This window comes from Pseudooceanicola aestuariicola (genome assembly GCF_045763785.1).
In the GTDB taxonomy this organism is placed as follows: Bacteria; Pseudomonadota; Alphaproteobacteria; order Rhodobacterales; family Rhodobacteraceae; genus Pseudooceanicola.
Window position 1 is genome coordinate 22,987 of record NZ_JBJGSF010000006.1, and the last position, 13,215, is coordinate 36,201.

General features: G+C 60.3%; 14 protein-coding genes. 10 read left to right on the forward strand and 4 right to left on the reverse strand.

The window, feature by feature from the left end:
- Window positions 1–52: 52 nt before the first annotated feature.
- From ACI3GR_RS16950 to ACI3GR_RS16975, 6 genes are read left to right on the forward strand one after another with little or no spacing between them, the layout of a single operon-like run.
- Complete coding sequence (locus tag ACI3GR_RS16950) at window positions 53–772, forward strand: transglutaminase-like domain-containing protein (RefSeq protein WP_028284916.1); 720 nt, start codon at window positions 53–55, stop codon at window positions 770–772.
- Window positions 769–1,218 carry a MaoC family dehydratase gene (locus ACI3GR_RS16955; RefSeq protein WP_027264320.1) on the forward strand — a complete coding sequence of 150 codons (450 nt, stop codon included), beginning with the start codon at window positions 769–771 and terminating at the stop codon, window positions 1,216–1,218. The genes ACI3GR_RS16950 and ACI3GR_RS16955 overlap by 4 nt, the downstream gene beginning before the upstream one ends.
- Entirely contained in the window at window positions 1,205–2,329 is a 1,125-nt protein-coding gene (locus ACI3GR_RS16960; protein WP_142494375.1) for an acyl-CoA dehydrogenase family protein, read from the forward strand. Before ACI3GR_RS16955 ends, ACI3GR_RS16960 begins: the two co-directional genes overlap by 14 nt.
- Window positions 2,326–3,477 (forward strand): acyl-CoA dehydrogenase family protein, encoded by a 1,152-nt coding sequence (locus ACI3GR_RS16965; RefSeq protein ID WP_136340186.1) that lies wholly within the window; start codon window positions 2,326–2,328, stop codon window positions 3,475–3,477. Before ACI3GR_RS16960 ends, ACI3GR_RS16965 begins: the two co-directional genes overlap by 4 nt.
- Before the next feature lie 28 nt (window positions 3,478–3,505).
- Entirely contained in the window at window positions 3,506–4,315 is an 810-nt protein-coding gene (locus tag ACI3GR_RS16970) for an enoyl-CoA hydratase/isomerase family protein (protein ID WP_028095226.1), read from the forward strand.
- Between the two features lie 27 nt (window positions 4,316–4,342).
- The gene (locus tag ACI3GR_RS16975) at window positions 4,343–5,539 is read left to right on the forward strand and encodes a phenylacetate--CoA ligase family protein (protein WP_229669281.1); all 1,197 of its coding nucleotides are present in this window, start codon (window positions 4,343–4,345) and stop codon (window positions 5,537–5,539) included.
- A 225-nt stretch (window positions 5,540–5,764) separates the two neighbouring features.
- Here ACI3GR_RS16975 and ACI3GR_RS16980 read toward each other — a convergent pair whose 3' ends face one another.
- A complete protein-coding gene (locus ACI3GR_RS16980) occupies window positions 5,765–6,742 on the reverse strand; it encodes an FAD-binding oxidoreductase (protein WP_169739214.1) in 978 nt (325 codons plus the stop codon).
- Here ACI3GR_RS16980 and ACI3GR_RS16985 point away from each other — a divergent pair.
- The 3 genes from ACI3GR_RS16985 to ACI3GR_RS16995 all read left to right on the forward strand — a co-directional run bounded on the left by ACI3GR_RS16985 (window position 6,693) and on the right by ACI3GR_RS16995 (window position 8,760).
- Window positions 6,693–7,004: an SDR family NAD(P)-dependent oxidoreductase gene (locus ACI3GR_RS16985; protein ID WP_185959051.1), complete on the forward strand. Its 312-nt coding sequence runs from the start codon at window positions 6,693–6,695 to the stop codon at window positions 7,002–7,004. The genes ACI3GR_RS16980 and ACI3GR_RS16985 overlap by 50 nt on opposite strands.
- 133 nt (window positions 7,005–7,137) lie before the next feature.
- On the forward strand, window positions 7,138–8,334 hold the full coding sequence (locus tag ACI3GR_RS16990) for an IS256 family transposase (RefSeq protein ID WP_142495134.1): 1,197 nt from the start codon (window positions 7,138–7,140) through the stop codon (window positions 8,332–8,334).
- A gap of 72 nt (window positions 8,335–8,406) precedes the next feature.
- Window positions 8,407–8,760 carry an SDR family NAD(P)-dependent oxidoreductase gene (locus ACI3GR_RS16995; RefSeq protein ID WP_268987217.1) on the forward strand — a complete coding sequence of 118 codons (354 nt, stop codon included), beginning with the start codon at window positions 8,407–8,409 and terminating at the stop codon, window positions 8,758–8,760.
- A gap of 10 nt (window positions 8,761–8,770) precedes the next feature.
- Here ACI3GR_RS16995 and ACI3GR_RS17000 read toward each other — a convergent pair whose 3' ends face one another.
- From ACI3GR_RS17000 to ACI3GR_RS17010, 3 genes are read right to left on the reverse strand one after another with little or no spacing between them, the layout of a single operon-like run.
- Window positions 8,771–9,937 (reverse strand): acyl-CoA dehydrogenase family protein, encoded by a 1,167-nt coding sequence (locus tag ACI3GR_RS17000; protein WP_142494837.1) that lies wholly within the window; start codon window positions 9,935–9,937, stop codon window positions 8,771–8,773.
- A 16-nt stretch (window positions 9,938–9,953) separates the two neighbouring features.
- Window positions 9,954–11,192, reverse strand: coding sequence for a thiolase family protein (locus tag ACI3GR_RS17005; protein WP_027264384.1), 1,239 nt, complete (start codon window positions 11,190–11,192; stop codon window positions 9,954–9,956).
- 16 nt (window positions 11,193–11,208) lie between these two features.
- Window positions 11,209–11,997: an enoyl-CoA hydratase/isomerase family protein gene (locus ACI3GR_RS17010; RefSeq protein WP_028288592.1), complete on the reverse strand. Its 789-nt coding sequence runs from the start codon at window positions 11,995–11,997 to the stop codon at window positions 11,209–11,211.
- 113 nt (window positions 11,998–12,110) lie between these two features.
- Here ACI3GR_RS17010 and ACI3GR_RS17015 point away from each other — a divergent pair, with 113 nt between their 5' ends.
- Window positions 12,111–13,214, forward strand: a complete 1,104-nt coding sequence (locus tag ACI3GR_RS17015) for a CaiB/BaiF CoA transferase family protein (RefSeq protein WP_036540260.1) — start codon at window positions 12,111–12,113, stop codon at window positions 13,212–13,214.
- The last annotated feature ends 1 nt before the right edge of the window (window position 13,215 follow it).

The following is a 13,215-nucleotide window of genomic DNA, read 5'->3' on the forward strand; positions in this document are numbered from 1 at the left end:
GGGCAGGTTTTGAATCGGTAATCTAACATTTGTTAGAAAAAAGGAGGGGCCAATGGACAAGTCTGACGATGACCTGCCGACTGAAGCTGAGCGTTATGTCATGCCATCGCGCTTTGTGGAAAGCGATAGCTTGGAAGTGCAGGGTTTCGTGACATCGGCTTTGCGTGATCTCCCTGTGGGCGCAACCAATCGCGACAAGGCGATCCGCCTGTTCGAAGCGGTGCGCGACGATATTCGCTATGATCCCTATTGTTTTGCGCTGGATGAGGACTCTTACCGTGCCAGCCGTATCGCTGGGGCGGAAGCGGCGTTTTGCGTTCCCAAGGCAATTCTTCTGGCGGCTTGTTTGCGTGCTGTGGGTATCCCCGCCGCTCTGGGGTTCGCGGATGTGCGCAACCACCTGAATACACCCAAGTTGCAGGAGTTGATGGGGACCGATCTCTTTATCTACCACGGCTATGTTCAGCTGTGGTTGGGGAATGAGGCCTACAAGGTGACACCTGCATTCAACATGGAACTGTGTGAAAGATTCGGGGTCAAACCCCTGGTCTTCGACGGCTATCACGACGCGCTCTTTCATGAGTTCGACGAACAGAATCACCGGCACATGGAATATGTGAACGACCGTGGTCTCTATTTCGACGCGCCGATGGGTGAGTTCCTGGTGGCGTTCAAGGAAACCTATCCGAAGCTGGAAGAATTCAACCGCATCCGGATATCCAAGGATGCGAGCGGATACGATGACGGTTTCGCAAAGGAGGGTGCCTCTTGAGGTATCTGGAAGACTTCTCGCCGGGCCAAGTCTATCGCTTTCGCAGCGCTCCGATGAGCGCGGATTCAATAAAGGCCTTTGCCAAGGAATGGGATCCGCAGCGGCTGCACACCGATGAAGACTATGCAACCGCCATACATGGCAGCCTGATCGCCTCGGGCTTTCAGACCATGCTTGAGGTGTTCAAGCCGGTCATGACCGAGATGATGGTCGATGTTGCCAATATCGGCGGCATGGGCTTTGACAATTTGCGCTGGCTGCGGCCTGTGCACCCGAACGAACCCCTTGATGTCGAACTGACGGTCAACTCGGTCACACCGTCAAAAAGCAAGCCCGACAGAGGTGTTTTGCACTATACGCTCAGCGCCAAAAACCCCGAGGGCGAGGTCGTTTTTTCGACCGACACCCCCGTGATGATCCAGCGAAAACAAAATGACACAAACTGATATCCTTTCCAGCGAACAAGAAGACCTTCGCCTGTTGCGCGAGAGCGTGCGCACGTTGTTTGAACGGGCGGGCGGAAGTGACAGAGCCCGACAACTCCGTGATGCCGGGGGCGGTTTCGATCCGGAGATGGTCCGGGAACTGGCCGAGGCCGGTGTTTTCGGCGTGGCGGTGCCCGAAGATCAGGGCGGGCTTGGCATGGGCCTAGCCGCCGGGGGTGTCATCGCCGAGGAAGTCGGCCGTGTGATTGCCCCGGAACCGGTCGTGTCGACGATCGGTCTGAGCCTCGGCCTTCTGCGCCGCCTTTGTCCGGATCATCCGAAGATGGCACAGCTCATCGGCGGCGAAATTTCATTGGCGGTTGCCTGGCAGGAACGCGGCCCCGACGGGGCGCCTGCCGATGCGACCTGCCGATACGCGGACGGAAAGCTGACCGGTGGCAAGGCCTGGGTCGTCGGTGCGATCGGTTCGCACGGGTTCCTTGTCGTGGCCGAACAGGATGATGGTCCGGTTCTGGTTCTGGCTGAGGCAGACGCGCAGGGGCTTGTCATCGACAAGCGGACGCAGGCGGATGGCAGCTCTCTGGGCGAGCTTTCGTTTTCGGGAACTCCGGCCGCGGAATTGGCCAGCAGCGGTGCGGTTCTCACTGCACTGGCCGAAGCTGTCGCCGATGCAACGGCGCTTGCCGCGGCCGAGCTTGTCGGCCTGAGCGAGCGCGCCTTCGAGATCACGCTCGACTACATCAAGACGCGGGAGCAGTTCGACAAGCCGATCGGATCATTCCAGGTCATCCAGCACCGTGCCGTCGACCTCAACGTGATGTGCGAGGTCGCGCAGGCCGGAGTGCGGGAGGCGCTTGCGCAGATGGACAGCGAAACCGATCCGAAGGTTCGGGCCCCGATTGCCAGCCGCGCCAAAGCGCGCGCCGTCACGGCCGCCAAGAAAATCACCCGCGACGCCATCCAGCTGCACGGGGCCGTCGGGTACACGGATGAGTTCGATATCGGGCTCTACCTGAACCGGGCGCTGGTGCTGTCGGCCTGGTTGGGCGACGATGCCTATCACAGGCGGATATGGTTCGAGGCACGCGAAGCAGAGGGGGCAGCACAATGACCGACTGGAACGCTATGACCGATGCAGAGTTCCGCAAAGAAGTGCGCCAGTTCTTCGAGGCGGAATATCCCGAGGAGCTGCGTCACCTGCCGCACCGACCGAAGTTCGCCGAGATCGAACATTGGCACCGCAAGCTTCACGCCAAGGGCTGGGTCGCGCCAGCCTGGCCCGCTGAATTCGGCGGTATGGGGCTGAACGCCGCCAAGTTGCTGATCTTTTACGAAGAGCAGCAGCGCTGGGGCGTCAATCGCGGCCGCGACATGGGCGTGCAGATGGTCGGGCCGCTGATCATCAAATTCGGCACCCAGGAACAAAAAGATTACTGGCTGCCGCGTATCCTGAGTTGCGAAGATATCTGGTGTCAGGGCTATTCGGAACCCGGCGCCGGGTCCGATCTGGCGAACCTGCGCACACGCGCAGAGATTGACGGCGACGACTTTGTCATCAACGGACAGAAGATCTGGACCACGATGGCGCATGACGCCACGCATATTTTCATGCTGGTGCGCACCGATCCCGATGCGCCGAAGAAACAGCAGGGCATCAGTTTCCTGCTCGCTCCGATGGATCAACCCGGAGTCGAGGTGCGCACCATCACGACCCTGTCGGGCGAGACCGAGTTTTGCGAGGTCTTCTTTGACAATGCACGGACGCCCCGCGAGAACCTCGTGGGCGAGCTGAACAAGGGTTGGACGATGGCCAAGGCTCTCTTGAGCTTCGAACGCATTTTCATCGGTTCGCCAAGTCTGGCCCAGAACGCTCTGGGACAGCTTGAAAGTTTTGCCCGTGGCCGTGGCGCGTTTGACGATCCGGTGTTCCGTGACCGCTTTGCCCAGGCGGCACTGGATGTGGAAGATCATGCCGCGCTTTATGCCCGTTTTGCAGATCAGCTCAAACGTGGCGAGACGCTCGGTGCGGATGTGTCCATGCTGAAGATTTGGGTGACTGAATGCTTCCAGCGCATCACCGAGCTGATGATCGAAGCAGCCGGTCCCGATGGCGGCTCCATCGGGCCGCTTCAGGTCGGCAACGTAAGTGTCGATGTTCTGGCGAGTTTCTACAAGGCCAGACCTACCACGATCTACGGTGGATCGAACGAAATCCAAAGAAACATCCTGTCCAAGGCCGTCCTGGGACTGCCTGGCTGAATCAATACCCCACGGAGGAAATAGAACCATGTCGGATCGTTATGCAAAATACGATAAACTGAAATTTGACTACCCGGCGGATCGCGTCCTGCGCATCACGTTCGACCGGCCCGAGACATTCAACTCGGTCGATGCCGAAACCCACACCCAGATGACGGACATGTGGATCGATATCGACCGTGACCCAGACATCAATTCGGTCATCGTGACCGGTGCGGGCAAGGCATTTTCCGCCGGGGGTGATTTCAGCCTGATCGAAAACATGATTGGCAATTCGCACGAGATCATGAAGACGTGGAAAGAAGCCAAGGATCTCGTCTATAACATCATCAACTGCAACAAGCCGATCATTTCCGCGATCAATGGCCCTGCGGCCGGCGCAGGCCTTGTGGTTGCCATCCTGGCCGACATCTCGATCGCCGGAAAGAAGGCCAAGATTGTCGATGGTCATCCCCGCCTTGGTGTTGCCGCCGGTGACGTCGCGGCGATTATCTGGCCGCTGCTGACCTCGATGGCCAAGGCGAAATACTATCTGATGACCTGCAAGCCGGTGTCGGGCGAAGAGGCCGAGCGTATCGGTCTGGTATCAATGTGCGTCGAGGATGACGAGCTGCAGCAGATCGCGCTGGATACAGCCGTCGAACTGGCCAACGGCTCGCAAAGCGCGATTCGCTGGACCAAGTATTCGCTGAACAACTGGCTGCGCCAGGCCGGGCCGATCTTTGATGCGTCGACCGCGCTGGAGATGCTTGGCTTCATGAGCGAGGACGTCAAGGAAGGTGTGTTGTCGCACCGCGAGAAGCGCGCGCCGAACTTCCGTAAGGACTGCCCGCTTTAACACCAGATTGGACGAGGAGGCATGGAAATGTCTGATGATATCTACAAAGATATAGCTCAAGCCTATGCCGCTGCGGCCGAAAAAGCTCCTGGCCTGAAATCGCGATTTACGGCTGCCGGATTCGATCCGGCAGCTGTCACATCGGTGGCGGACCTCTCGCGTCTTCCAGTGATGAAAAAAGAAGAGCTTCTGAAGATCCAGCGCGAGAACCCGCCCTTTGGCGGGTTCCTGGCCTCGGATCTGAAGGATGTCGGGCGGATCTACGTGTCCCCCGGCCCGATTTTCGAACCGGCCCTTTCGGACGGTGGCGGCCACGGCCTTGACCGGCTGTTCAAGGCGGCAGGCGTGGGGCCGGGGGATATCATCCTGAACACCTGGATGTATCATCTGGTGCCCGCGGGGCTTTTGTTCGACGAAGCGGCACAGGCCGCAGGCGCCACGGTGATCCCCGGAGGCGTCGGCAATACGGAGCTTCAGGCACAGATCATCGCCGAAACCGGCGTGACTTCGATCTGCGCTTCGACCGCGTTTTTCCTGACGCTGGCGGACAAGGTGATCGAAACCTATGGCCGCGACGCATGGAAGGTGAAGACAGCCTTCCTCGGCGGTGAGATGGGCGACTGGATGGCCAAGCGCCGCCGGATCGAGGCCGAATACGGCGTGTCCACCTGGGCCGCCTATGCCACCGCCGATCTGGGCCTTGTCGCCTATGAGGATGGCGGCGAAGGCTACCTGGTTCATCCCGACCGCGTGGTGCAGATCTGCGATCCGGTCAGCGGCGAACAGGTCGCTCATGGCGATCCTGGCGAGGTTGTCGTGACCGCGCGCGATTCCACCTGGCCGATGATCCGGTTCGGCACCGGCGACAGCGCCTTTGCCCTGGAAAGCAACGCGGATGGCACCGTCAGCCGGATTTCAGCATTGCAGGGACGGGTCGGGGCAGCGGTCAAAGTGCGCGAGATTTTCGTTTATCCGCGCGTGGTTGAAGAAGTTGTCATCGGCACGCCGGGCGCAAAGGCCGCGCAGGCCGTGGTAACGCGCGAGAACGATCGCGACATGATCCGCCTCTCGCTTGTGCTGGAAGACGGTGCCGACGCTTCCGCCGCAGAAGCAGCCGCCGCTGATACCTTCAAACTGCATGCACGAATTCGTGCTGACGAGGTGAACATTGTTTCGGAACTACCCGAAAATGCAGAACTGATCGTCAACCAAAAAGACCGCTGAGATCGGGTTCTGTGCGCTTTGCCTGAATCCGACCTTTTAGCCGACACTGGCACGCGGGTTTTCGTGGACCCAAGACTTTCAACTTGGCGAAGGTCTTGGGGATCCCGGCCCCGCGCGCCCGTGGGGTGTCGCGGAAAGCGGCACAGGTCAAACGTGGTCGAAATCGACTGTCAGTTTTTTGGTTTTCGGACGGGCCTGGCAGGTCAGGACAAAGTTCTCCTTCAACTACCGAGGCTCCAAAGCATAGTTCAGCGTCATCTCTGCCTCGCCTTCGATAACTTTGGCGCGGCAGGTGGAACACATTGCGCCCTTGCAGCAATAGGGTAGTTCGATACCTGCTGCGGCGGCGGAGACCACGCTTTCCTGATCAGGTGTCATCACAAAGCTGCGGGCGGTGCCATCAAGGATCGCCGTGACCTGAACTCCTTCTCCAGTGGCGGCTTCCGCCGTAAGCGGCGCAAGCGTGACGGTGGCGGTATTGTCAGCATCGGCGGGAGCGAACAGCTCGTCATGAAAACGGTTCTCTTCAACGCCGAGGTCGCGGAGCGCGGTCTTGAGTTCCTGAATCATCTCGGCGGGGCCGCAAAGAAAAGCATCTTCTATTTCTGCCGGAGCGAACAGGGCACCGGAGAACTTGCGCAGCTTTTCCGCATCAAGCCGGCCCGAGAATAGTGGGGAATCGGTGCCTTCGCGCGTCAGTGTATGAAAAAGAGAGAACCGTCCGGGATAGGTATCCTTGAGATCGTTCAATTCGTCGCGGAAGATGATGGAACTTAGCGTTCGACTGCCGTAAAAAAGGATGAAGTTGGCCCCGGCCTCGGTGGCAAGCACCGAGCGGATGATCGAAATGATTGGAGTAGTTCCACTGCCCGGGGCCAGGGCGAGATAGGTGCGTGGTCCGCCTTGTCGTATCTTTGATCCGAATGTGCCTTCGGGCGTCATGACATCAAGTTCGGTGCCCGGTGGCAGTTCGCTATGAACGAAAGAGGAAAACGCTCCGCCTTCCAGCAGCTTGACCAGAACGCGCAACTCGCCATCGTCTCGGCCGGAGCTGACCGAATAGCATCGCCGCACACCATCGATATCACCGGCACGGCGCAGCGTGACGTACTGGCCCGGGATGAATTGATAGTCGTCCGCCAGATCTTCGGGATTGGGCGAGCATTTCGCCGAACTGCTGGCGGGGCAGGATGTCGACGTCACATTGGCCGCCCGCCGCGTCGCCCGCTTGTCTGAGCTTTCCGCAAAGATAGCGGCGGAAGGGGGGCAGGCCGATGTGATAGAGATGGACGTGGCGGACCCGGAGTCGGTGGAAGCCGCGCTGAAGGGACGGGTCTTTGACACTGTCATCAACAATGCCGGAACGACGGCATCTCTTCCCGCATTGGAACACGGGCCGGCCGAAATCGACGCGATCATAGACACAAATCTCAAGGGCGCATTTCATGTCGCACCGTATCGGTAGTGCCCCGTGGGGTGGTGTAAGAGGCCGCGCGCGAAGCCCTTGGCGTAGCGCAGCGCGCGGCCGGGCTGGCGGCCATCGCGCTTCTTCGTAGTCTGAGGTTGTTCGAAGACCGACGACAACGAAGGAGAGCACGATGACCGAGAACATGATCGACCTTCCGGGCATGATCGCCAAGAGCGATGACGCGGATTTCTTGCGCGAGCTGATCCAGGATGCCGCGCAGCGGCTGATGGATATCGAGGTGGCCACCGTTTGCGGTGCGGGCCATGGCGAGCGCAGCCCGCACCGGGAGAACCAGCGGAACGGCTACCGGCCGCGGCAATGGGATACCCGGGCGGGGACCATCGGCCTGAACATCCCGAAGCTGCGCAAGGGCAGCTATTTTCCGACCTTCCTGGAGCCACGGCGGACGGCGGAGAAGGCGCTGATGGCAGTGATCCAGGAGGCCTACATCCATGGTGTTTCCACGCGCGCTGTCGATGACTTGGTGCGCGCCATGGGGCTGACGGGCACCTCCAAGAGCCAGGTCTCGCGGCTCTGCGAGGAGATCGACGAGCGGGTGCAGGCGTTCCTGAACCGGCCTCTCGAAGGCGATTGGCCCTTCCTCTGGCTCGACGCCACTTATGTGAAGCTGCGTGAGGGCGGGCGGATCGTCTCGATGGCGGTGATAGTGGCTGTGGCGGTCAATACAGACGGGCGGCGCGAGATCTTGGGGATTACCGTCATGCCCTCGGAAGCCGAGACGTTCTGGGCCGACTTCCTGCGGTCTCTTACTCGGCGCGGCCTGCGGGGCGTGCAGTTGGTGATCAGCGACGCACATGAGGGCCTGAAAGCTGCCGCACGCAAGGTGCTCAGTGCCGGCTGGCAGCGCTGCCGCGTGCATTTCCAGCGCAACCTCCTGGCCCGCGTGGGCAAGACCCACAAGCCGGTGGTCAGCGCGGTGGTAAAGACCGTTTTCGCCGAGAAGGACCGCGACCAGGCCCATGCCCGCTGGCGTGAGGTCGCCGACAGCCTGCGGGACCGGTTCCGCGATGTTGCCGAGCTGATGGATGAGGCGGAGCATGACGTGCTGGCTTACATGGCCTTCGACGAGAGCCTGCGCTCGAAGCTGCACAGCACAAACCCACTGGAACGCGTCAACAAGGAGATCAAGCGGCGGACCAATGTCGTCGGCATCTTTCCCAACCGCGAAGCCGTCATCCGGCTGGTCGGCGCGCTCATGCTGGAGCAAAACGATGAATGGGCCGTCTCCCGCCGCTACATGCCGGTGGAAAAGCTGACGGCCGTGTGCAACGATACCGGCGCGGCGACGATGATCGCCGCGCAGTGAACGAGCAGCACCAGCTATGAAGAAGCAGGTGGACGCCAGTTCCTACACCATCTCCCGGGACACTACCCACGTATCGCCGCCAAAGCGATGATTGATGCCGGACGCGGGGGCTGTATCGTCAATGTCGCCTCGATTCTGGGCACACGGGTGGCCAGCCATGTGTCCGCCTATGCCGCGTCCAAGGAAGGGCTGATTCAACTGACCCGGTCTCTGGCGCTTGAATGGGCGCGGCATGGCATCCGGGTGAATGCCATCTGCCCCGGTTATATCGAAACCGACCTGAACCGTGAGTTTTTTGCCACTGACGCGGGACAGGCATTGATCAAACGCGTCCCGCAGCGCCGGTTGGGGCATGATCCGTTGGCCGCCCCCCCGGACCGGGGGCCTACGATAAGGCGACCGGGAATCCCCGGCCGCAATTCTTAGAGTCACGATTTCAGAACGCGTTAAGCCCGGTCAGGTTGCGCCCGATGACCAGTTTTTGGATTTCGGTGGTGCCATCGGGAATCGGCATGACCTTTGCATTGCGGAAGTGCCGTTCAACGGGGAACTCTTTGGTGATGCCGTTGCCGCCGTGGATCTGCACCGCTTTGCCGGCGATTTCGACGGCCATTTCGGTTGCATACCATTTCGCCATCGAGGTCTGGGTGTCACAGCGCACGCCCAGGTCCAGAAGTTGCAGCCCGCGCTGGCACAACAGGCGCGCGGCATCCAGGTGCGTGGCCATGTCGGCCAAGTAGCCTTGAATCAACTGGTGCCCGCCGATCGGCTTACCATGTTGTTGGCGATCCTGCGCATATTTGACGGCACATTCCAACGCCGCCTGCGCTATGCCAATGCTCGTCAGGCCGACAAACACGCGAGCGCTCTCAAACAGTTTCAATGTCTGGAACAGGCCGCCGCCTGCATTACCCAGAACATGGTCAGCGCTGGTTTCGGCACGGTCGAAAAACAATTCGCAGGTCGATGCACCGATAAGCCCCAGCTTGCGCAATTCGCGGCTCTCGTAGTTGCCGGTATCGCGGTCGACGATGACCATGGAAATACCGTCGTCCAGATTGCAGACAACGATGGCGAAATCCGACTGGGCCCCATTGGAAATCCAGAGCTTCTGGCCAGTGACGAAAATCTTATCGCCCTCGCGGTCCGCACGTGTCTTGACCTCGCGTACGTTCGAACCGACCTCTGGTTCGGAAATACAGGTGGCACAGATCCGTTCGCTGCGCAGGAGCGGCTTCAGATAGGCCTCTTTCTGCGCCACATTTCCCAAGAGGTTGACCGCGAACACGGCATGACCCTGAATCAGCACCGCGATTGCCAGATCGGCCCATATCCGGGCCAGTTCCTCGTATAGGATGCCATAGGTCATGCGGTCGATTCCGGCACCGCCGTCCTCTTCGGGGATCAGGCCGCTGATCAGCCCGAATTCCTCGACCTTGGCGAACAGGGACTTCAGGGTTTTCGCATCGGGGGGGTGGCCGAGGTTCTCGTATTTCTCGGCCAGCGGCGCGAACTCTGCCTCGGCCATCTTGCGGAAGTTTTCCAGCAACATGCGTTGCTCATCTGTATAGATTGCCTGAGCGGCGGCGATCACGTTTTCCATGGTTCGTCTCCTTGTTTCAACGGCCCAGAATGGTGACGCAGGCGGCCGCTTCTTCTACCCCGTGCAACCCCCCGCCGTTTTCGGCGATGGCGTTCTTTGCCCCTTCGACCTGACGCGCGCCAGCTTCGCCGCGCAGTTGCGTGACCAGTTCGAAAACCTGCCCTATCCCTGTGGCACCGACCGGGTGGCCCTTGGATTCCAACCCGCCCGAGGGGTTCACCGGAATGCGTCCACCGATCTTTGTCTCGCCGCGCAGACTGGCGGGACCGCCCTCGCCGAATTCGACAAATCCGAGGTTCTCGATCTGGATCACTTCGCCCACGGCCGTGGCGTCATGCACTTCGGCCACCGATATATCCTCGGGGCCGATCCCGGCCTGTTCATAGGCCTCAAGCGCGGCAAGCCGGGTCAGGTGGTTCTTGTAATCTTCCGGCGGACGATCGGTGCCCGAGCGCAGGATCGCGGCCTTGACCTTGATCGCGCGCGCGGGATCTAGGCCCAGACGTTTTATCCCCTCGCCGGTGCATAAAACGGCCGCAGCGGCCCCGTCCGAGATCGGGGCGCACATCGGCAGGGTCAGCGGATAGGTGATCGGCGGCGCGGCCAATACCCGATCGACGCTCATGGCTTCTCGGTATTGCGCCAGTGGATTATGCACGGAATGCGCATGGTTCTTGGCGGCGACGGCGGCGAACTGTTCCTGAGTTGTGCCAAAGGTCTTCATGTGCAGCCGGGCGAAGCCTGCGTAGACATCCATGAACACGCTGTAGGGCTTGGGCGATTTCGATCCTTCGGGTTCCTCGACCCCTGCACCCAGATCGGCCAGCCGTTGCGCGACCTCTTCGCTGTTGCTGACGTCCCAGCCGCTGTCGAAGGCCGAAAACATCAACGCACGGTCGTCAGAATACATCTTTTCGGCGCCCACGGCGAGACAGCAGTCGCCATTGCCGGCCTTGAGGAAATCGACTGCCAGTTTGAACCCGGTCGAGGCGCTGGCGCAGGCGTTTTCGACATTCACCACCGGAATGCCCTGAATGCCCATTTCACGCAGCGCGATTTCGCCGCGGATCATGTGCTGGCCCTCCATGTGGCCCTGCACCGCGTTCGAGAAGAATGCGCCGTCGATACGATCTGCCGTCACTCGGGCATCGGAAAGCGCGGCGGCGACGGCCTCGCCGGTCATGTCCTTGATGGTTTTGTCCCGGAACTTTCCGAACGGCGTCATCCCGATGCCAACGATGTAAATGTCCTGCATCGTTTGTCCTCCTGACCTAGTATCCGCGAAACTGCGGTTTTCGTTTTTCATTGAACGCCGACAGACCCTCGTGCATGTCCCAGGATCGCATGTGCGCGCGCAGGTTCAGCATCTCTTCGGAAAGCGCGGCGGTTTCGTCCACGTCCAGCGACCGATTGGCAACCGTCTTCATGCGGCGTAAGACCGCCGGGCTTTTTTCTGCCAGCCTGTCGGTAAAGGCCTGCACCGCTTGTCGCAGGTCTTCGTCCGCGATGACCTTGTTCACCAGTCCCCAGTCCATCATGTCCCGTGCCGAAACGTTCTCGCCCGAGAACAGCAGGTATTTCGCGCGGTTCAGGCCAATCCTACGCGGCAGGATCGCCGCACCGCCGGCCCCGGGAAAGACGCCAAAGTTGGAATGTGCGTCGCCCAGTTGCGCGCTTTCGGCGGCAAAGACCAGATCGCAGGCCATCACCATTTCCAAACCGCCCGCCATCGCCAGCCCGTTCACTGCGGCGATCACCGGTTTCGGGCCATGTCGCATCAGCCCAAACGTGTGATCGACAAGATCCAGAAGATCCGGCTCGCCTGGTGCATGTTTGGCGCCAGCAACTTCTTTCAGATCGGCACCGGCGCAGAATGCCCGGCCAGAGCCGGTCAGGACAATTGTACGCACCCCATCGTCGGCCAGCGCCGATTCCAGTGCTGCCGCCATCTCGCGCAGCATCTGCGTTGACATTGCGTTGAGCTGTTCGGTGCGCTGGAAGGTAATCCATTCAGTTTTTGCGACCCGCTCAACGAATAGCGTCTGCTTTGCTTCACTCATGCTAAGCTCCTGATAATTATACATATTATTGGTTTTTCGCCTTGTCTTTTGCGGCGATTTGCGCTGCACTCGGGCGGACCCGCACGTGGAAAACAAAAGAGCTGGAGATTGATATGAGCACTGCACCCCTGGCCGGCCTGAAAATTCTCAGCCTTGCCGAACAGTTTCCCGGTCCCTATGCCACAATGCTGTTGTCCGACATGGGAGCCGAGGTGATCATGATCGAACGACCGGGTGTCGGCGATCCGGCCCGGCAATTTCCGCCCTTGTTCCGGGCACTGAACCGAGGCAAGCGCAGCGTTGCGTTGGATCTGAAATCGGCCGAGGGGCTGGCACGGTTTCGCGAACTGGCCAAGGAATCGGATGTCATCGTCGAAGGGTTCCGCCCTGGCAAGCTTGCGGCCTTGGGTGCCGGTTTCGAGGACATGCGTAGTGTCAACTCGCGGCTGGTTTATGTATCGATTTCGGGTTACGGGCAGGACGGCCCCTATCGTGACAGAGCTGGCCATGACCTGAGCTATGAAGGGGTTGGCGGTTTGCTGGCCGATCAGGCCGATGCAAAGCAGCCCGGCCCTGTGCCGCCGATCCCCCTTGCGGATGTTGGCGCGGCGTTGTTCGCGGCGATCGCAATCCTGTCGGCGGTGGTGTCGAGCCAGCGCACAGGGCAGGGGCGTTACGTGGACGTGTCCATGTCGGATGCGGTGGTTTCGATGTTGACCGCATTCCTCGTTCCCGCCGCCAATGGAACACCGCTGGGCGAATTTATCGCCGAGCCGGGCTATGGCGTGTTCACCTGCAAAGACGGCAAGCTCTTGACCTTGTCCATCGCGCATGAGGACTGGTTCTGGAAACCGTTCTGCGATGTGATCAACAGGGCGGATCTTGCGCCGTTGACAGGCCGCGACCGTGTCGCCCGCAAGGCCGCGCTGCGCGAAGAAATCGCGGCGATTTTGGTCAACAAGACGCGCGCCGAATGGGGCGACCTTCTGGATAAGGCGGGGGTGCCATGGGGTCCGGTCAATTCCCTGGTCGAAACGTTGGACGACCCCCATGTGCGTGCGCGCCAGCTGCTGCGCAAGATTACGCATGACGGCGGCAAGGCCGAGACTTTTATTGTCCAGCCGTTGAAATTCGATGGTTTCGAAACCGCGATACCGGATCTGCCCCCCGAGCTCGGGGCAGATAATGACAGCGTTTTTTCGGACAGCTCCAACTAGA

Coding starts and splice junctions, on each gene's coding strand:
- ACI3GR_RS16950 (WP_028284916.1), top strand. CDS start 53: ATGGACAAGTCTGACGATGACCTGCCGACTGAAGCTGAGCGTTATGTC.
- ACI3GR_RS16960 (WP_142494375.1), top strand. CDS start 1,205: ATGACACAAACTGATATCCTTTCCAGCGAACAAGAAGACCTTCGCCTG.
- ACI3GR_RS16965 (WP_136340186.1), top strand. CDS start 2,326: ATGACCGACTGGAACGCTATGACCGATGCAGAGTTCCGCAAAGAAGTG.
- ACI3GR_RS16970 (WP_028095226.1), top strand. CDS start 3,506: ATGTCGGATCGTTATGCAAAATACGATAAACTGAAATTTGACTACCCG.
- ACI3GR_RS16975 (WP_229669281.1), top strand. CDS start 4,343: ATGTCTGATGATATCTACAAAGATATAGCTCAAGCCTATGCCGCTGCG.
- ACI3GR_RS16990 (WP_142495134.1), top strand. CDS start 7,138: ATGACCGAGAACATGATCGACCTTCCGGGCATGATCGCCAAGAGCGAT.
- ACI3GR_RS17000 (WP_142494837.1), bottom strand. CDS start 9,937: ATGGAAAACGTGATCGCCGCCGCTCAGGCAATCTATACAGATGAGCAA.
- ACI3GR_RS17005 (WP_027264384.1), bottom strand. CDS start 11,192: ATGCAGGACATTTACATCGTTGGCATCGGGATGACGCCGTTCGGAAAG.
- ACI3GR_RS17010 (WP_028288592.1), bottom strand. CDS start 11,997: ATGAGTGAAGCAAAGCAGACGCTATTCGTTGAGCGGGTCGCAAAAACT.
- ACI3GR_RS17015 (WP_036540260.1), top strand. CDS start 12,111: ATGAGCACTGCACCCCTGGCCGGCCTGAAAATTCTCAGCCTTGCCGAA.